This is a genomic window from Streptomyces sp. NBC_00554 (assembly GCF_041431135.1).
Lineage (GTDB): Bacteria > Actinomycetota > Actinomycetes > Streptomycetales > Streptomycetaceae > Streptomyces.
The window spans coordinates 6,214,429-6,233,353 of the sequence record NZ_CP107799.1 but is presented as its reverse complement, the minus strand read 5'-3'; the positions used below and the strand labels follow the sequence as shown (position 1 = coordinate 6,233,353).

At 71.6% G+C, this 18,925-nt stretch carries 14 protein-coding genes; 8 read left to right on the top strand and 6 right to left on the bottom strand.

The window, feature by feature from the left end; all coding sequences use genetic code 11:
• Positions 1–18 precede the first annotated feature (18 nt).
• On the bottom strand, positions 19–1,164 hold the full coding sequence (hppD, locus tag OG266_RS27445; protein WP_266461051.1) for a 4-hydroxyphenylpyruvate dioxygenase: 1,146 nt from the start codon (positions 1,162–1,164) through the stop codon (positions 19–21).
• Positions 1,165–1,286: 122 nt separating this feature from the next.
• Here hppD and OG266_RS27440 point away from each other — a divergent pair, with 122 nt between their 5' ends.
• The 7 genes from OG266_RS27440 (at position 1,287) to OG266_RS27410 (ending at position 7,916) form a co-directional block, all read left to right on the top strand.
• The gene (locus tag OG266_RS27440; protein ID WP_266464196.1) at positions 1,287–1,757 is read left to right on the top strand and encodes an Lrp/AsnC family transcriptional regulator; all 471 of its coding nucleotides are present in this window, start codon (positions 1,287–1,289) and stop codon (positions 1,755–1,757) included.
• Positions 1,758–1,780: 23 nt separating this feature from the next.
• Positions 1,781–2,428 carry an ABC transporter permease gene (locus tag OG266_RS27435; RefSeq protein ID WP_266461050.1) on the top strand — a complete coding sequence of 216 codons (648 nt, stop codon included), beginning with the start codon at positions 1,781–1,783 and terminating at the stop codon, positions 2,426–2,428.
• Positions 2,421–3,686 (top strand): betaine/proline/choline family ABC transporter ATP-binding protein, encoded by a 1,266-nt coding sequence (locus OG266_RS27430; protein WP_266461049.1) that lies wholly within the window; start codon positions 2,421–2,423, stop codon positions 3,684–3,686. Before OG266_RS27435 ends, OG266_RS27430 begins: the two co-directional genes overlap by 8 nt.
• A complete protein-coding gene (locus OG266_RS27425; RefSeq protein ID WP_266461046.1) occupies positions 3,683–4,540 on the top strand; it encodes an ABC transporter permease in 858 nt (285 codons plus the stop codon). The genes OG266_RS27430 and OG266_RS27425 overlap by 4 nt, the downstream gene beginning before the upstream one ends.
• A 14-nt stretch (positions 4,541–4,554) precedes the next feature.
• Positions 4,555–5,499 carry a glycine betaine ABC transporter substrate-binding protein gene (locus tag OG266_RS27420; protein WP_371552978.1) on the top strand — a complete coding sequence of 315 codons (945 nt, stop codon included), beginning with the start codon at positions 4,555–4,557 and terminating at the stop codon, positions 5,497–5,499.
• The gene (locus OG266_RS27415; RefSeq protein WP_371548881.1) at positions 5,496–6,008 is read left to right on the top strand and encodes a transcriptional regulator; all 513 of its coding nucleotides are present in this window, start codon (positions 5,496–5,498) and stop codon (positions 6,006–6,008) included. Before OG266_RS27420 ends, OG266_RS27415 begins: the two co-directional genes overlap by 4 nt.
• A gap of 171 nt (positions 6,009–6,179) precedes the next feature.
• Positions 6,180–7,916 (top strand): hypothetical protein, encoded by a 1,737-nt coding sequence (locus OG266_RS27410; protein WP_371548880.1) that lies wholly within the window; start codon positions 6,180–6,182, stop codon positions 7,914–7,916.
• A 93-nt stretch (positions 7,917–8,009) separates the two neighbouring features.
• On the opposite strand, the gene OG266_RS27405 is transcribed toward OG266_RS27410, so the two are convergent.
• Positions 8,010–8,669 carry a cutinase family protein gene (locus tag OG266_RS27405; RefSeq protein ID WP_371548879.1) on the bottom strand — a complete coding sequence of 220 codons (660 nt, stop codon included), beginning with the start codon at positions 8,667–8,669 and terminating at the stop codon, positions 8,010–8,012.
• A gap of 208 nt (positions 8,670–8,877) precedes the next feature.
• Here OG266_RS27405 and OG266_RS27400 point away from each other — a divergent pair, with 208 nt between their 5' ends.
• Positions 8,878–10,404, top strand: coding sequence for a carboxylesterase/lipase family protein (locus tag OG266_RS27400; protein WP_266461036.1), 1,527 nt, complete (start codon positions 8,878–8,880; stop codon positions 10,402–10,404).
• A gap of 62 nt (positions 10,405–10,466) precedes the next feature.
• On the opposite strand, the gene OG266_RS27395 is transcribed toward OG266_RS27400, so the two are convergent.
• From OG266_RS27395 to OG266_RS27380, 4 genes are all read right to left on the bottom strand, one after another.
• Positions 10,467–11,696, bottom strand: a complete 1,230-nt coding sequence (locus OG266_RS27395) for a CdaR family transcriptional regulator (RefSeq protein ID WP_266461032.1) — start codon at positions 11,694–11,696, stop codon at positions 10,467–10,469.
• Positions 11,697–11,821: 125 nt separating this feature from the next.
• Complete coding sequence (locus OG266_RS27390; RefSeq protein WP_371548878.1) at positions 11,822–12,736, bottom strand: alpha/beta hydrolase; 915 nt, start codon at positions 12,734–12,736, stop codon at positions 11,822–11,824.
• 9 nt (positions 12,737–12,745) lie between these two features.
• Positions 12,746–16,885, bottom strand: coding sequence for a beta-ketoacyl synthase N-terminal-like domain-containing protein (locus OG266_RS27385; RefSeq protein WP_371548877.1), 4,140 nt, complete (start codon positions 16,883–16,885; stop codon positions 12,746–12,748).
• Positions 16,882–18,897: an AMP-binding protein gene (locus OG266_RS27380; protein ID WP_371548876.1), complete on the bottom strand. Its 2,016-nt coding sequence runs from the start codon at positions 18,895–18,897 to the stop codon at positions 16,882–16,884. Before OG266_RS27380 ends, OG266_RS27385 begins: the two co-directional genes overlap by 4 nt.
• Between the last annotated feature and the right edge of the window lie 28 nt (positions 18,898–18,925).

Genomic DNA, 18,925 nt, shown 5'->3' with positions numbered 1-18,925 from the left:
GCTCCGCGCAGGGTGCCGCTACAGGTTTCCGCGCCTCTCCTGCTCCCGCTCGATCGCCTCGAACAGGGCCTTGAAGTTGCCCTTGCCGAAGCCCATCGAGCCGTGCCGTTCGATGATCTCGAAGAAGACGGTCGGGCGGTCCTGGACCGGCTTGGTGAAGATCTGCAGCAGATAGCCGTCCTCGTCGCGGTCGGCGAGGATCTTCAGTTCGCGCAGGGTGTCGACGGGGACGCGGGTGTCGCCGACCCACTCCCCCAGCGTGTCGTAGTACGAGTCCGGGGTGTCGAGGAACTGGACGCCGGCCGCGCGCATGGTGCGTACCGTCTCGACGATGTCGCCGGAGTTGAGCGCGATGTGCTGGACGCCCGCGCCGCCGTAGAACTCCAGGTACTCGTCGATCTGGGACTTCTTCTTGGCGATGGCGGGCTCGTTGATCGGGAACTTGACCTTGAGCGTGCCGTCGGCGACGACCTTCGACATCAGCGCGCTGTACTCGGTCGCGATGTCGTCGCCCACGAACTCCTTCATGTTCGTGAAGCCCATGACCTTGTTGTAGAAGCCGACCCACTCGTTCATGCGGCCGAGTTCCACGTTGCCGACGCAGTGGTCGATGGCCTGGAAGGTGCGGTGGGCGGGCGGCTCGACGATCGGCGCGGCGGCCGTGAAGCCGGGGAGGTAGGGGCCGTCGTAGCCCGAGCGGTCGACCAGGGTGTGCCGGGTCTCGCCGTACGTGGCGATCGCGGCGAGTACGACCGTGCCGTGCTCGTCCTTCAGCTCGTACGGCTCGGCGACCGAGCGGGCGCCGTGCTCGATGGCGTACGCGTACGCGGCACGCGCGTCCGGGACCTCGATGGCGAGGTCGACGACGCCGTCGCCGTGCTCGGCCACGTGCTCGGCGAGGAAGTGGCCCCAGGTGGTGGCGGGCTTGATCACGGAGGTGAGGACGAAGCGCGCCGAGCCGTTGGTGAGGACGTACGACGCCGTCTCGCGGCTGCCGTTCTCCGGTCCGGAGTAGGCGACGAGCCGCATGCCGAAGGCCGTGGAGTAGTAGTGCGCGGCCTGCTTTGCGTTGCCGACGGCGAAGACGACCGCGTCCATTCCCTTGACCGGGAAGGGGTCTGCCTGCCGGGCGGTGTCGGGAGTGTGGTCTGTGGTCTGGGTCATGTTCGCAGGCTCCCCCTGCGCGGCAAGGTGCGCAATAGTTTGCGTATTCGCTGGACATTGTGTTCATGCGATTGCCCGATCCAGCGGGCGTTATGTACAAGATGACCACCCCGGAGGCCCGTATGGCGATCGATCATCTGGACGGCCGGCTCATCGTGCTGCTCGCCGAGGAACCGCGTATCGGCGTCCTCGAGATGTCCCGGCGGCTCGGCGTCGCGCGCGGCACCGTGCAGGCGCGCCTTGACCGGCTTCAATCGAATGGAGTGATCCGCGGATTCGGGCCGCAGGTGGATCCGGCCGCGCTCGGCTACCCCGTCACGGCCTTCGCGACCCTGCAGATCAGGCAGGGGCAAGGCGCGGACGTACGGGCGCACTTGACGACCGTCCCCGAGGTCCTTGAGCTGCACACCACGACCGGCGGCGGCGACATGATGTGCCGGCTCGTCGCCCGCTCGAACGCCGATCTCCAACGTGTGATCGACCGGGTTGTCGGTTTTGATGGCATCGTCCGGGCCTCCACGGCGATCGTCATGGAGAACCCCGTTCCGCTGCGGATCATCCCGCTGGTGGAACAAGCGGCGACCGAGCACTGATCAACCGACCGGGGTGACGTGGCGTGAACTTCTGGGAGTACCTGAGCAGCCGCCACCAGCAGCTGCTCACGGACGCGTACCAGCACGCCAGCGCGGTCTTCCAGTGCATGGTCGTGGCGACCGTCATCGGCGTGGTGATCGGTGTCGTCACCTACCGCAGCGAGTGGGCCGGCGGCGTCGCCACCACGACCACCTCCATGATCCTCACGATTCCGTCGCTCGCCATGATCGGTCTGCTGATCCCCATCGTCGGACTCGGCGTCCCGCCGACCGTCATCGCGCTGACGCTGTACGGGCTGCTGCCCATCGTGCGCAACTCGATCGTCGGCCTGCGCGGGGTCGACCCCTCCCTCGTGGACGCGGCGAAGGGCATCGGGATGTCGCGCCTGGCCCGGCTCCTGCGGGTCGAGCTGCCGCTGGCCTGGCCGCCGATCCTCACCGGTATCCGGGTCTCCACACAGATGCTGATGGGCATCGCGGCCATCGCGGCGTACGCCTCCGGGCCCGGCCTCGGCAACGAGATCTTCCGCGGGATCGGCTCCCTGGGCAGCAAGAACGCGCTCAACCAGGTACTCGCGGGGACGCTCGGGATCATCATCCTGGCGCTGCTGTTCGACGCCGCGTACGTCCTCATCGGGCGGCTGACCATCCCGAGGGGGATCCGTGTCTGAGACGACCGAGGTCGAGAGCGCGCACGCCTCCACGTCCGGCGCCACCATCGAGCTGGAGAACCTCACCAAGCGCTATCCGGGCAGCAGCGACCCGGCGGTCGACAACGTCAACATGGAGATCAAGGCGGGCGAACTCGTCGTCTTCGTGGGCCCGTCGGGCTGCGGCAAGTCCACCACCCTGAAAATGATCAACCGGCTGATCGAGCCGACGGGCGGGCGCATCCGCATCGGCGGCGAGGACGTCACCGACATGGACCCGGTGAAGCTGCGCCGCAAGGTCGGGTACGCGATCCAGTCCTCGGGGCTCTTCCCGCACATGACGGTCGCTCAGAACATCGCCCTCGTACCGAAGATGACCGGCTGGTCCAAGTCGAGGATCAAGTCCCGGGTGGAGGAGATGCTCGACCTGGTCGGTCTCGACCCGGGCGAGTTCCACGGCCGCTATCCGCGCCAGCTCTCCGGCGGCCAGCAGCAACGCGTGGGCGTGGCCCGGGCGTTGGCCGCCGACCCGCCCGTCCTGCTGATGGACGAACCCTTCGGCGCGGTGGACCCGATCACCCGGGACCACCTCCAGGACGAACTGATCCGGCTCCAGCACGAGTTGCACAAGACGATCGTCTTCGTGACGCACGACTTCGACGAGGCGATCAAACTGGGCGACCGGATCGCGGTGCTGCGCGAGCGCTCGCACATCGCGCAGTTCGACACCCCGGAGGCGATCCTCACCAACCCGGCCGACGACTTCGTGTCCGGGTTCGTGGGCGCGGGCGCGGCCCTGAAGCGGCTCAATCTCAGCCGCGTACGGGATGTCGCGATCACCGACTATCCGACGGTCACCGTCGACGACCCGCTCCAGGACATCTTCAACAAGCTCCGCTCCAGCGGCACGAACGAGATCCTGCTGCTCGACAAGCGGAGCCGCCCCTACAAGTGGCTGCGGCGCGGCGACCTGATGCGGGCCAGGGGCTCGCTGGCGCGGGCGGGAACGCTGGTGCACGACACGGTGACGAGGGATGCGACTCTGCGGGACGCCCTCGAGGCCGTACTCACGGACAACACGGGCCGGGTCGCGGTGACCGGGCGGCGCGGCGAGTACATCGGCGTGGTCGACATGGAGACACTGATGAACTCCGTGCACGAACTCCTGGAGGCCGACCGGCTGGACGCCATGGAGCACCAGCACGAGCTGGAGGAGGCGCGCGCCCACCAGACCCACTTCGAGCAGGAGGGCGTGGACAGCGGGGAGGCGAAGGCGTGAGCACTCCCCCGTCCAAGCAGCGCCCCGAGGGCGAGCACGAGGTCAAGGGGCTCGCCTTCCGCGACGAGGGCGCGGCCGAGCAGGAGGCCCCGCCGCCGGCCGCCGCCACGGTGAAGCGCCGGATCAGCTGGCAGAAGCTGACCTTCCTGCCGGCGTTCCTGGCGGCCGTGCTCCTGGCCACCTGGCTCTGGTTCGAGCAGGCGGACCTGGACTCGATCTCCGAGAACGCGATCGCGGGCGACCTGGTGTGGAAGGCACTGCGGCAGCACATCCAACTGACCGTGATCTCCACGTTCTTCGTGCTGATCATCGCGATCCCGCTGGGCATCCTGCTGACCCGCAGGGCGTTCCGCATGGCGACCCCGATCGCGATGACGTTCGCCAACATGGGCCAGGCCACCCCCGCCATCGGCCTCCTCGCGCTCCTGGTCATCTGGCTGGGCATCGGCGAGAAGGCGGCCCTGATCGGCATGATCGCCTACGCGGTCCTGCCGGTCCTCTCCAACACGATCGCGGGCCTGAAGGCGAACGACCCGACGCTGCTGGAGGCCGCGCGCGGCATCGGCATGTCACCGATGGGGGTCCTGTCCCGGATCGAACTCCCGCTGGCCGTACCGCTGATCCTCGCGGGCGTCCGCACCGCGCTCGTCCTGAACGTGGGCACCGCGACCCTCGCCACCTTCGGCGGAGGCGGCGGTCTCGGCGTACTCATCACCACCGGAATCACCACCCAGCGCATGCCGGTCCTGGTCCTCGGCTCGGTCCTCACGGTGGCACTCGCACTGCTCGTGGACTGGCTCGCCTCGCTGGCCGAACTGCTTCTTCGGCCGCGGGGGTTGGAGGTGGAGTCGTGAGGCGTACGTGCCTGATGCTGGCCGGGGTTCTTGTCGCGGCGTCCGGCTGCGGGCTGACCAGCGGCTCCCCCATGGTCGACGACGTCGAGCCCGGCTCCATCGGCCGGGGCAAGCCCCTCGATGGCGCCGATCTGACGGTGACGTCAAAGGAGTTCACCGAGCAGCTGATCCTCGGCGCGATCATGGGCATCGCCTTCCAGGCGGCCGGCGCGGAGGTGCTCGACCGCACGGGCATCCAGGGTTCGATCGGCGCCCGCGAGGCGGTGAAGAGCGGGGACGCGGACGGCATGTACGAGTACACGGGCACCGCCTGGATCACGTACCTGGGCAACAGCGAGCCCATCACCGACCCGCAGAAGCAGTGGGAGGCCGTGCGCGACGCGGACGCGAAGAACGGCATCACCTGGCTGCCGCCGTCCACCCTCAACAACACCTACGCACTCGCCATGAACCAGTCCAACTTCAAGAAGTACGGCACCAAGACGCTCTCCGACGTGGCCGCACTCGCCAAGTCGGACCCGGGCGCGGTGACGCTGTGCGTGGAGAGCGAGTTCGCCAACCGGGCGGACGGGCTGCCGGGCATGGAGAAGGCGTACGGGATGAACATCCCCACCGGGAACATCACCCAGATGGACACCGGGATCATCTACACCCAGGTGGCGAAGGGGACTTGCACGTACGGGGAGGTGTTCACCACCGACGGGCGCATCAAGTCGATGAACCTGGAGGTGATGGCGGACGACAAGAAGTTCTTCCCCAACTACAACGTCGCCCCCGAGATCAACTCCAAGGCCCTGAAGAAGTGGCCGGCGATCGCCGAGGTCCTCGACCCGATCACCAAGAAGCTGAACAACAGCGTGGCCCAGACCCTGAACGCCAAGGTGGACGTGGACGGGGAGGACCCGCATCAGGTGGCGTTGGACTGGATGAAGGAGGAGGGGTTCGTCAAGGGTGGGTGAGTCTCCCCCGGGTGGCGGGCGAGCTCACCGCGCTGCGGCAGCGGGGGCCGGCCACGGCGTCGATGCTCGCCGAGCGCCTGGGCGAGTCCAGCTACCACTTGCGACAACTCGCCGCGCACGGCTTCGTCGAGGACGCCCCGGATCGGGGCAAAGGGCGGGAGCGCTGGTGGCAGGCGGTCGTTCAGGCCCTGGGCTTCGACGAGACGCTACTCAAAGACCCCGACCCGAGCGTGCGCGGTGCGGCCGACATGTACCTGCACGAGATCGCCACCACCCACGCCCGTGAGCTGTCGACCTGGCTGGGCACACACGACGACTGGCCGGAGTGGACCCGCGCCACCGACATGAGCGACTTCACGCTACGGCTGACACCGGAGCTCTCCCGCGAACTCATCGCGAAGATGCACGACTTGCTCAACAGCTACCGCGCCCTCGCCCCGGCCGAGGACGACCCCGACGCGGCGCAAGTGCGCTTCCACACCCACTCGTTCCCCATCAACAAGGACTGAGAGGCACTGCGATGACCGACCCCACCACCCACCTCGCCCTGCACCACACCCGCGCCGGCTCACTAAGGGCAAGCCGCAAACTGTCCGCTGCTGACAAAGGCGCGGCCAGTCGTACGAAATCTGCTCAGCGGTGCCTGAAACGCCGCCAGGTGCGGTCCTACTGTCCGGTACATGACTACGAGCCGCACGAGACGTCCGAAGTGGCGGAGCGCCGCGATCGCGGGGCTGCTCGCCGTAGGGGGCCTGACGGCATTGCCCGCCGCGCAGGCGGCCACCACGCGAGTGGAGACACCCGTCGTGTCCTCATCACCCATCACTGGTGTCACCGAGTCCGTCGTCAAGGTGAGGATGCCGCTGCCCGCCTCCGTGGGCAGCCATCCGGCGGCCTGCGACTGGCTGTCGTACCTGCGCTACAGGGACAGCGAGGGCCCGGCCGCCTCGGCCGACGCCGACAAGATCCTGGTCGCGCAGCCCGGGATCCTGGAAGGTGCCGGGGCCTTCGACAGCGTGGCCCGCAACACGATCACGCAGGCCGCGAAGGAGGGCCGGCACATCGAGTTCTGGGCCCTCGACCGGCGGTCGAACTGCCTGGAGGACCGTACCGGGGTCCAGGCCGGTCTGGACTCCGGCGACCCGCACCAGGCGATCGACTACTACTTCAACGGCAAGGCGGTGGGCGGTAAGAAGTTCGCCGGCTGGCTGGACAACAGCCAGGTCGGGTGGCTGTCGAAGGTCGGCCTTGAGCAGACCGTACGCGACGAGTACGACCTGCTGGCCGCCGAACTTCCCTCGCAGGCCCTGCGCAAGCAGAAGGTGCTGTGCGGCGGCCACTCGCTCGGCGGGGTGCTCACCGGCTACTTCGCCACCTGGGACTTCGACGGGAATCCGGCCACCACCGCCGACGCCGGGTACAACCAGTGCTCGGGCTACTTCGCCCTCGACACCACCATCTCCACCTCGCTCGACGACCTGCAGGGCAGCATGCCCGGCGACATCAACCTCCCGGACATCGGCATCGGCTACGCCGCCGTGCAGGCGGGCCTCGACACCGGGCTGCTGCCCCGTGCCGTCCAGGCGCCCGTCGTGATCAACGCGGCGACGATGACCCTGCTGTCGGTGGCCGGACTGTGGGCCACCGTCAGCCCGGACGGCGAGTCCGATCTCGCCCTGTCGGTGCCGCCGAACACGAACGTCGACGCGACCAACCGGCTGCTGTTCTCCAAGGACGCCGCCACCTTCCTGGTGGGGACGCCGGCGATCGAGGACTTCCGGCTCACCAACGAGGCCGCGCTCGGCGCGCTCATGGACGACAACTCGGTGCCGCTGTCCTTCATCCAGTCCAGCGTCGGCTTCTTCGACGGCGGAGGAACAGGGGAGATCGTCGACAAGAACTTCCCGGTGGCCAACGGCGACGACAGCGCGTCCGCCCTCACCGGCACCGAGTACAAGGCGATACCGGCCGAGCCGAACGGTCCCCTCTACACCTGGCGCAACTACGACCGCGTGGGCGCCGCCGACGACCCCGGCTACACGTCCGCCGACGGCACGCCCTTCACCGACGCCGGCAAGGAGGTCACCGACATCCAGGAGCTCGCCCGCAGCCTGTCGGAGCAGCCGCTGGACTTCACCGAGAACTACTTCCCGACCAAGCTCGTCACCGACATCGAACTCGGCACCTCCCCACAGGTGAGCAGGTTCGTCGTGCATCCCGACGGGCTGACCGCCAATCCCACCATCACGCTGCTCGCGGGCGACGGCCTGCTCGGCGACGACCCGCCCGCGGAACTCGACCCGGTCATCGCGCCCGGCTATCAGCACCTGGACGTGCTGACCGCCGCGCCGGAGCAGAACAACGGCGAGCCGGAAACGGTGTCCGCGAACCTCGCGGAATTCGCCGTGGAGAACTGAGCGACAACTCGGACCTGACAAAGGACCTGACAGAGGGGGCCCGGAGAGCTGCAGCTCTCCGGGCCCCCTTTTTTGTGCGGCTCTTTCTATCGGTCACACCTTTCCGGCGGCGAAGGTGGCCGCGGCGTCGGCGTCATCGCCGTACGTGAGGTGGGCCAGGGTGTCGTCCCCGCCGTTCTCGCAGACGGGGTCGCCGTCGGCGCAGAAGTCGATGGTGCGGCTCTGGTAGGTGCCGGTGACGCTCTTTCCCAGCGCCCGGATCGGGTTGCCGAACAGCAGTACGGCGGCCACCTTCGGCTCCAGTGCGCCGGGGATGGTGGCGACGATCGGGCTGCCGACGACCGCGCCCGCGCTGCTGATGCCGATCGAGTTGTCGACGACGTTGGCGCCCTGTGAGTAACCGACCAGGATGAAGCGCTGGTTGGGGCAGGAGGCGGCCTGACTCCTGACGTGGTCGACGAGGTCGGCGTTGCCCGTGGCCGCCGAGGTGAGGGACAGGTTGGCCGGGTAGTCGACGGCGTAGCTGCTCAGGGTCTTGCCGGTGATCTTCTCCTGGAGCGCCGAGAAGACCGGGTCACCGACGATGACGCCGAGGGTGCCCGGCTCGAAGGTGCCCCGGGCGGCGACGACGTCGATGTCCGCGCAGGCGGCCGACGCGGTCGGGGCGGCCACCACGACCAGACCGCCACCGGCGGCCAGTGTGGCGGCGGCGACGGTCAGCCGGAGTAAAGAGGATTTCTTGTGGGGGAACATGAAGGAGGAGTCCTCCGCATGTAGTGCGCATGACAGCGCAGGCGAATGGGATGACTCCGAAAGTAACGGCCCCGTATTGGCAGGTGTTAGCGACGGAAATGACAAAGGGATGGCGGATTCCACTCCGGGATTGAGTAGGTGAGCCTCCCTGTTTTTGGCAGAGTCGTCACAGGTGAGTGGCCATTCTTGAGAACGGTGGGAAGTTTCGATGAGTTTTGCCGAACCGGAAGTCCGTACCGCCGCCGGACTGTTGCGCGGACGCGAGGAAGGCGGCCTCGCCGCCTTTCGCGGTATCCCTTTCGCGCAGCCGCCACTGGGCGAGCTGCGTTTCGCCGCGCCCCGGCCCGTGCTTCCGTGGAAGGGCGTGCGCGAGGCCGTCACGTTCGGGCCGCCGCCCCCGCAGTCCGCCGCACTGGGCGCGCCGGGCGCGCCGCCGGCTCCGCCGGTCACGGACTCCGACTGGCTGACGGTCAACGTCTGGTCCCCGGGCGGCACTTCGGACGGTTCGGACGGCCTTCCGGTCATGGTGTGGATCTACGGCGGTGCTTATCTGCTGGGCGAGGCGGGCGACGTCGCGTACGACGGCGCGGTGCTCGCGCGGCAGGGCGTGGTCGTCGTGAGCTTCAACTACCGCCTCGGCATGGAGGGATTCGCGCACATCGAGGGCGCCCCCGCCAACCGCGGCCTGCTCGACCAGGTCGCCGCGCTCGAATGGGTGCGGGACAACATCGCGGCCTTCGGCGGTGACCCCGGCCGCGTCACCGTCTTCGGCGAGTCCGCGGGCGCCGGCTCCATCGCCTCGCTCCTGGCCATGCCGCGCGCCGCCGGACTCTTCCACCGGGCCATCGCACAGAGCGTGCCCGGCACCTTCTTCTCCGCCGGGCTGGCCGCCGACATCGCCCGGGCCGCCGCCGCCGAGCTTGGGCTGCGCCCGACGGTCGCCCACCTCGCCGGGGTCGAGCCCGGGCGGCTCGTCGCCGCGGGTGACGCGGTCGCGGCCAAGATGGTCCAGTACCAGGAGCGCTGGGGCGCCGTGGCGCACACACCTACGCCCTTCTCACCGGTCGTCGACGGCGATGTGCTGCCGCTTGCTCCCTGGCAGGCGCTCGCCGAGGGCTCGGCGCGGGATGTCGAGCTGATCGTCGGTCACAACCGTGACGAGTACCGGCTTTTCGTCGCCCTGGCCGACCGGCTCGGCCGGATCACGGAAGAGCAGGCGACCACCGCCCTGCGTGTCTTCGCCCCCGGCCCGGACGGCCCCCGCGCCTATCGCACGGCCTTCCCGGATGCCGACGCCGCCGAGCTGTACGAACGCGTCCACACCGACTGGCTCTTCGCCGCCCCCTCGCTGCACCTCGCGCAGGCCCACGTCACGGCCGGCGGCCGGGCTCATCTCTACGAGCTGACCTGGTCCTCCCCCGCCTTCGGCGGCGCGCTCGGCGCCTGCCACGGCCTCGACATCCCCCTCGTCTTCGGCACCCTCGGTGTCGGCCTCGCCCTTGTCCTCCTGGGCGAGGAGGTCCCGCCCATCGCGACCGACCTGTCCCGGCGCATACGTACCGCCTGGACCGCCTTCGCCGCCCACGGCGACCCCGGCTGGCCTCCCTACGACGCCGAGCACCGCCTCACCCGGGTCTGGGACGCGGTGCCCTCGGTCACCGCCTACCCGGAGGACACCGCCCGGCTCATCTGGCGCGACCACGCGTTCGGCGCGCTGCCGCTGCTCATTCCCTGACGCCATGCCCCCTGGCCCCCTCGTCCGGCCTTCACGAACCGGAGGGAATCGCATGCCCGCTCTCACTCCACAAGCGGGGCGGCAGGACGCAACGAGGCGCCCTGCAGGGCGAGTTCGAGGTCGAAGCGGGCTTCGGGGTCGCGGAGGCGGTCACCGAAGAGCTTGTCGAGCTGGCGGAGGCGGTAGCGGACGGTCTGCGGGTGGATGTGAAGGAGGGTGGCGACCTCGCCGACGCTGCTGCCGCTCTGCAGCCAGGCGAGGAGCGTCTCCGCGAGGCGGTCGCGCTGCGGGCCCGGCGCGGAGTCGAGGGGTGCGAGCACCTGGTCGGAGAGTCGCAGCAGGAGCGCCTCGTCGCCGTAGAGCAGCAGCGTGGACAGGTGGTCCGTGCAGCGGACGACCCCGCGGCCCGGGAGGATTCCGCGACCCATCAGGGAGAGCGCCCGGATCGCCAGGCGCAGGGAGTCGGCGGCCTCGGCCAGGGGGACGGTGGGGCCGACGGCGGCGGGGCGGCCGCGCAGGGCGAGGGCGAGGCTGCGACCGCGCGGGCGGCTGAGCTCCTCGGGGTCGGGCACCACCATGCGGGGCGGGCGGCTGTCCATGCCGACGAGCACGCCGGTGGGCACCATGATCCGGTCGGCGGCGGTGGCGTCGTCGCCGTCGGGGGCCGCCGCGAGGGCGACGACGGCCACCTTCTGCGGCACGGGCCACTGCGCGCTGTGCGCGAGGTCCTGGACCGCCTCGGCCGAGGCCGCCGGGTCGCCGAGGAGCAGGTCCATCAGGCGCTTGCGGCGGCGTTGCAGTTCGCCGGTGCTGCGCAGCTGCGCCTCCGTGTAGCCGGCGGTGGCCACCTCGGCGACCTCGTGGATGGCCACCATGGCCGCCTCGGCGAGCCCGGCCAGCACGGTGGCGTCGAGCTTCTGCTCCTCCGCCACCTGGCTCAGTAACCGCCAGGCCACCCGTCCGCCGATCCGCAGCGCGGACTGGAGGGCGTCCAGGCTGCGGCCTTCCAGGGCTTCGCCGCGGCCGATCTCGTAGTACGTGGCGGCGACCGACTCCCAGTCGCGCAGCGGGTCGGCGACCAGGTCGACGAAGAGCGTCAGTGCCTGTACGACGCCGGTTCTGAGATTCTTGACGTAGTTGTCGCCGTGTCTGGCGTACTCGGGGATGCCGACGCGTACCTCTCGCTCGACCTCGTCGGCAGTCTCCTCGAGTTGGTCGCGCAGCAGTTTGACCAGCTCTTCGGGTACGGCGGTGAAGGGATCGCTTGTGATGCCCTGGGGGATGGGGATCATCGCGGACGCTCCTTCCGCTCGGCGGCGGCTTGGGCCGTAGACGATATCCGGTGCGGGTGTGCGCCGGTCCTGTCCTGGCGCACAGCCCCGTCACCGGTATTTGTCCTTCCGTGACAATGTCCTCGCTAAAGCCCCAGCGCGGAGGCGAGAATTGGCCATGATGCCCTGAACTCCGGCTGCCAGTAAGCCCAGCTGTGCCCTCCCCCCGAGTAGTAGTGAGTCGTCACCGGGATGCGGAGCAGGTTCAGCGCCGAGGTGAAGCTGTGGGCGGACGGCCACAGGGCGCTTTCCAGGGCCTCGGGCAGCAGGTCGCCGGTGCCGCCGGCCAGGCCGCTGCCGTTGGAGACGTACAGCGGTGTGCCGCTCAGCGCCGACGCGCGTACCCGGGGGTTGTAGTCGCGCCAGGTGGCGTACTGGAACACCGGGTTGCCCCAGAGCGACCACGCCGCCACGTTCTCGCGGGCGACGATCGCGTCGACGAGCGGCGGCACGCCGAACAGCGTCGTGTCGAGGATGCCGCTGTACGAGGCGGCTGCGGCGAAGGCGCCCGGGTGGCGGGCGGCGTGGGCGATCGCGCCGTAGCCGCCGGTGGAGACCCCGGCCACGGCCCGGACGGTGGAGGCCCGGTAGTCGCTGCGCAGGACGGCGTGGACCTCGGCCAGCTGGAAGGTCTCGTAGTCCGTGCCGTCGCGCCACTTGGTGGGGATGCCGGTGGGGCCGCCGTCGGGCATGGCGACGATGAGGCCCAGGCCCTCGGTGAATGCCTCGATGTCGGTTTCACGGGTCCAGGAGTTGTAGTCGTCGTGGGCGCCGTGCAGCAGGTACAGCACGGGCCAGGTGCGGGTGGGCCGGGCGTCGAAGTCGGTGGGGAGAATCAGCCGTACGGGTGCGCTGCGGCCCAGGGCGGCCGAGGCGATGGACAGGTCGAACACGCGCTCGCTGATCTGCGTCGCGGCGCCTGCGCGAGTGGTGGCGACGGCTCCGAAGAGCGCGGCGAGGCCGGTGGCGGCCGCGGCCTTGACGACGGTACGGCGGTGCATGGCGGCTCCTCAGAACATGCGGTCGAGGTGTTCGGCGATGGCGTTGACATGGGGCGGGTCGAGCAGGGACAGATGGTGGCCGCCGATGCGGACGACCTCCAGGTCCGGACAGACCTCGTCCCAGCCGAGCGCGTCGTCCACGCGCTCGTACGCGGGATCGCGCACGGTGTGCGGCGCGGGCTCGGTGGCCCGGTAGAGGATCACCCGGCCCGCGTAGGGCCCGGGCGTGTGCGCCTCGCCGATCCGCAGGTCGAGGTAGGAGGTGCGCTGGTGCTCCAGCGCGGCGGGCGGGATGTCGGCGGCCTCGCGGAGGATGCGCAGGACGCGCTCGATCCGGCCCCGGTCGTCCATCGCGGCCAGGACGTCGTACGGCAGGTCGAGGCGCGCTCCGTAGGTGTCGGCCACGTACTGGGCGAAGCCCTCGAAGTGCGCCCGCGTCCTGTCGCCCCCGACCGGCAACGGCCGTACGGAGTCGATGAGGATCACCGCGTCCACGTCCTGCCCCGCGGCGGTGAGCAGTCGCGCCGTCTCCTGCGCGACGAAGCCGCCGAACGACCAACCACCCAGGCGGTAGGGGCCGTTGGGGTACGCGATCCGGATGGCCTCGGCGTAGCGCCGGGCCTTGGCCGCGACCGTGCCGGCCTCCTCGATCCGTTCGAGGCCGATGACGGGCTGGTCGGGGCCGAGGAGTTCGGCGAGATTGCGGTAGACGGTGGTGGGGCCGCCGGCGGCGTGCGCGAGGAACAGCGGCGGGCGGGTGCCGGTGCTGCGCAGGGCGCGTAACTCAGCCCGTCCGGCGATTTCGGGAAGGGGCGGGGTCCGGGGCGAAACCCCGGCCTCGGGCACCCCGGGCTCCGGCGCAAGCCCGAGCTGGGCCGCCACGTCGTGAATCGTGGTGGACCGTAACAACTCGCGCAGCGGCAACTCCACCCCGAACTCGGCCTCGACGGCGACCCGGATACGGGCCGCCATCAGCGAGTCCAGGCCGAGGTCGGCGAGGGCTGTCGCCGGGCCGAGGTGCTCAGGCAGATGGCCGGTTACGGCCGCGAAGTGGTGGAGGAGGCGTCGTACAGCCGACGACACCTCCTCCTCGCCGTCCGTCGCGGCGCCCGCCGACGCCGTCGCCGTCGCCGGGGCGGGTCGGTCGGTCCACCAGTGGCGGGTGTGGCGCCAGCGCGGTCCGGGGACGTCGATGACGCGGCCGGGCGGGGCCGGGAGCGGGTGCCCGGCGGCGTGCAGGGCGGCGACGTGGCCGCGGAAGGTGAGCGGGGCGTCGGTGCCGCGGCGGAGCGTGGGGAGGGCGAGGGCGTCGGGGAGGGTCTGGGCGAGGGGGTGCAGGAGGGTGGGGTGCGGGGAGATCTCGACGAAGGCGGTGTGGCCGTCCTCGGCGGCGGCCGCGAGGGCCTGGGCGAGGCGGACCGGGCGGCGGAGGTTGGCGGCCCAGTGGGCGGCGTCGTAGGCCGTGGGGGCTCTGGGGTCGTCGTGGACGGTGGAGTAGCCGCGTACGGGCGCGGCCTTGCCCCGTACGTCGTCCAGCCGGGCGGTCAGTTCGGGAAGCAGCGGGTCGACCTGCGGCGAGTGGCCGGCGCCCCGGACGGGCATGGTGCGCGCCGGGCGGCCGAGCGCGGTGAGACGGTCGGCGAGGCGGGCGACTGCGGCGGCCTCGCCGGTCACCACCTTCTGGCCGGGCGAGGAGTGGACGGCGACGTGGACGCCGGGGAAGTCGCTTGAGATCGCGGCGAGTTCGGTGTCGTCCAGGTCGACGACGGCCATCGCCCCACCGCTGAGCGAGGTGAGCAGCCGGGAGCGTACGGCGATGACGCGGGCGCCGTCCTCGGGGTCGAGGCCGCCCGCGGTGACTGCGGCGGCGACCTCGCCCATGGAGTGGCCGATGACCGCGGCGGGTTCGACGCCGTACGCACGCCAGAGTTCGGCGAGGGCGACCTGCATGCCGAACAGGACGGGCTGGGCGGTGTCCAGGCGGTCCAGGCCGGTGCCGCGCTCCAGGCTCTCGTGGAGGGAGATGCCGCAGGCGGCGGCGAGGGCGGGTTCGAGCTTCTCGACGGCGGCGGCGAACGCCGGTTCGGCGGCGAGGAGTTCGCGGCCCATGCCGGGCCACTGGCCGCCGTAGCCGGAGAAGACCCAGACCACGCCGGGGCCGATGCGGTCGCGGTCGCCGGTGACGACCCCCCGGTCGGGCCGGGCCTCGGCGAGAGCGCGCAGCGACGCGGTCAGGCCGGGGCGGTCGCGGGCGGTGACGGCGGCGCGGACGGGGCCCCGGCCGGTGCGGCCGGCCAGGGTGCGGGCGAGGTCGCCGAGGCCGGCGGTGCGGCCGTCGGGGGTGTCGAGCCAGTCGGCGATGCGGCCTGCGGTGTCACGGACCCGGGCGGCGTCGGCGTCGCTGAGCTGCAGGATGTCGGGCGGCGCGGGGGTGGCGGGCGGCTGGTCCGACGGCTGCCATTCCTCCAGTACGGCATGGGCGTTGGTGCCGCCGAAGCCGAAGGCGGACACCCCCGCGACGGCCGTGCCGCCGTAGCGGGGCCAGGGCTCAGGCTCGGTGACGACGCGCAGCCGGGGGTCGGCGGGGGCGGGCCGCTCGCAGTGCAGTGACGGCGGTATCCGGTCGTGGTGCAGCGCGAGCACGGTCTTGACCAGCCCGGCGATCCCGGCGGCCGATTCGAGGTGGCCGAGGTTGCTCTTGGCGGAGCCGAGCAACAGCGGCTGGTCCAGGTCGCGTTCGCGGCCCAGTACGGCGGTGAGCGCGTCCGCCTCGATCGGGTCGCCGAGCGGGGTGCCGGTGCCGTGCGCCTCGACGAGGTCGACGGTGGCCGGGTCGAGGCCGGCCCGGCCGTACGCCGCCTCCAGAAGGGCCCGCTGTGCTTCGGGGTTGGGCGCCATCAGGCCGTTGGAGCGCCCGTCGGAGTTGACGGCGGTGGCCCGGATCACGGCCAGCACCCGGTCGCCGTCGCGCAGCGCGTCCGGCAGCCGCTTGAGCACCGCGACGGCGCAGCCCTCGCTCCGGCCGATGCCGTCCGCGTCGGCGGAGAAGGACTTGCAGCGGCCGTCGGGTGCCAGGGCCCCGGCCCTGCCGAAGGCGACGGTGACGGCCGGGGCCAGCAGAAGGTTGACCCCGGCTGCCAGCGCCATGTCGCTCTCGCCGGTGCGCAGGCTCACGCACGCCTGGTGGACGGCGACCAGCGATGACGAGCAGGCGGTGTCGATCGCCACGCTCGGGCCGCGCAGATCGAGTACGTAACTCAGCCGTCCGGCCGCGATGCTCGGCGCCGCACCGGTGGGGGCCCGGTGGTCGACGGCGGCGGGGTCGGTACCGGTGAGCTGCCCGTACTCGTTGGACGAGATGCCGACCCAGACGCCGGTAGCGGTCCCGGCGAGGGACGCGGCCGGGATGGCGGCGTGGTCCAGCGCCTCGTGGACGACCTCGAGCAGCATGCGCTGCTGCGGGTCCATCACGGCCGCCTCGCTCGGGCTGATCCGGAAGAACTCGGCGTCGAATCCGGCGATCTCGTCCAGCGAGCCGAGGTAGCCGCCCTGCCGGGCGGTGTCCGGCGGTGCCGTGAAGTCGCTCCAGCGGTCGGCGGGCATGGTGGAGACGGCGTCGGTGCCGTCCGTGAGCAGCCGCCAGTAGTCGCCGGGCCCGCGTACGCCGCCGGGCAGCCGGCAGCCGACGCCGACCACGGCGACCGGCTCGTCGGACGGTTCGGGCAGCGTCGCCGGCAGACCGCGTTCTCCCGAGAGGGACTCCCCCGGCCTTCGGCCGGTGGGGGCGCCTCCCAGCCGCCAGGCCGGTGGAGGACCCCCACCCGTGCCCCCACGAGGAGCCCGGCCCGCGCGGCCGGACCGGAGCGGCATCGCGTGGCCGGACGCGGTGATCAGCGGTGCCTGCTCGGCCACCGCGCTCAGCCGCCTCACCAGGCCGTCCACCGTGCTGGTCTCCCACAGCAGCGTCGCGGGCAGCGCCCGCCCGATCTCCCGGACCAGCTCGCCGGTGAGTGCCACCGCGTCCCGCGACGACATCCCGTAGTCCGCCAACGGCCGGTCCCCGGCGACTTCGGCCGGGGCCGTCCCGGCCCACGAGGCGACGCGTTCGGTGATCAGCCGCCGCAGCGCCTCGGCGTCGGCGGCCGTCACGGGGCACCACCGCCTGCTGCAGGCACGCTGCGGTGCGGCGCACCCGGTGCGCCGCCTGGCCCGCGATCCTCCGGAGCATCCGATGCCGGCCACGCAGCGATACCGCCCGGCACGGCGCCGGACATCGGCCGCGTGACGGTAGGCGCGCCGGGGGTCGCCCCTGCAGAGGCATGCGGCCCGGGCGCGGTGACGGTGTGCCGGCTCGACCGGCTGAGGGCCTGCTCGCCGGACGGCCCCGGCGTCCGCGTCACGGTCCCGGCCTCGCCGGGTTCCGGTGCGGCGTACTCACCGTCCAGGTACCGCGTCCGGGTCAGGGACCGCGAGACCTTGCCGCTGGACGTACGCGGGATCGTGCCCGGCGGGACCAGGGCGAGGTCGGCGAGGCGCAGGCCGTGGCGGGCGGACAGGGCGGCACGGACGGCACGGCCCACCTCGGCCGGATCGCGGTCGGGGGCGGCGACGGCACGGCCGTGCTCGGCGACCACGACAGCGCCTTCCGTGCCGTCGGCCAGGATGACGGCGAAAGCGGCGAGGCGGTCGCTGCGGATGGCGGGGTGGGCTGCCTGGGCGGTGGCTTCGAGGTCCTGGGGGTAGTGGTTGCGGCCGTCGACGATGACCAGGTCCTTGAGGCGGCCGGTGACCAGGAGTTGGCCGTCCAGGGTCATGCCGAGGTCGCCGGTGCGCAGCCAGTCGCCGGACGCGCCGTGCAGGGCGGCGTGGAAGACGCGCCGGGTCTGCGGGCCTCGGTTCCAGTAGCCGCGGCCGATGTTGGGGCCCTGGACCCAGATCTCGCCGACCTCGCCCTCCCCCAGAGCGGTGCGGGTGGCGGGGTCGGCGATCCTGACCCGCTGGCCGGCCGGCGCGCCGCAGCCGGCGAGGTGGACGGCCCCCGGGTTGCCGGGCGGGACGGGCAGGGCCTTGCCCGCGGCCAGCGCCTCGCGGTCGAGGGCGAAGCTGCGTACCGGGTCGCCGGGCCGGGCGGCGCAGACGAAGACGGTGGCCTCGGCAAGTCCGTACGAGGGACAGTGCACGCCCGCCGGCAGTCCCTGCGCGGCGAAGGCGGCGTGGAAGCGCTCGGCGGTCGCGGGGCGGACCGGCTCGCTGCCGTTGATCAGCGCGGTGACGCCGTCGAGCCGGAGCCCGGCCTTCTCCTCCTCGCCGATCGCCGAAGCGCAGTAGTCGTACGCGAAGTTGGGTGCCGCGCTGATCGCGCCCGGGTGGTCGGCGAGCAGCCGCAGCCAGCGGGCCGGCCGCTGGAGGAAGTCGGCGGGGTCCATGAGGACGGACAGCAGTCCGCGTACGACGGGGGCCGCGACGCTGAGGACGAGCCCCATGTCGTGGTAGAGCGGCAGCCAGCCGACGGTGGTGACGGGGTGCTCGTCGGCACCGTAGGCGGTCAGCGCCTGGCGGGCGTTGGCCACGACATTGGCGTGGGAGATCTCGACGCCGGCCGGAACCCGGGTGGATCCGGAGGTGTATTGAAGGTAGGCGGTGGATCTCTCCGCCACTTCGGGCGGCTGCCAGCCTTCGGCCTCGCTGTCCGGGACGAGGTCGGTGGCGAGCAGCGTTGTCAGTATCTGCTGGTCGTCGAGAAAGGTTCGTACGGTGTCGAGGCTGTCGCGGGTGGTGAGCACGGCGGAGGGGCGCGCGTCGCCGAGCACGGCGGCGAGCCGGTCGCCGTGTCCCGGCAGGTCGGGGGTGAACATCGGGACGGCGACGCGGCCGGCCGCCAGTGCGGCCAGGAAGCCGATGACGAAGTCGGGACCCTGCGGGCAGAGCAGGGCGACCCGGTCGCCGGGGGCGGTACTGCGGGCGATCCGGGCGGCGACGGCCCGGGTGCGCAGGTCGAGGCGGCGCCAGGTGAGGGTGCGGTGGACGCCCCGGGAGTCGTACGTGGGGTGGTCGACGAAGGTGAAGGCACGGCGGGCCGGGGTGGCGGCGGCCCAGTGCTCCAGCAGGGCGGGGAGGGTGCCGGGAAAGGGGTCGGCGTCGGTCAGGGGGTGCGCGGGCATGGGGCGGCTCCTCATGTCACTGCGGTCA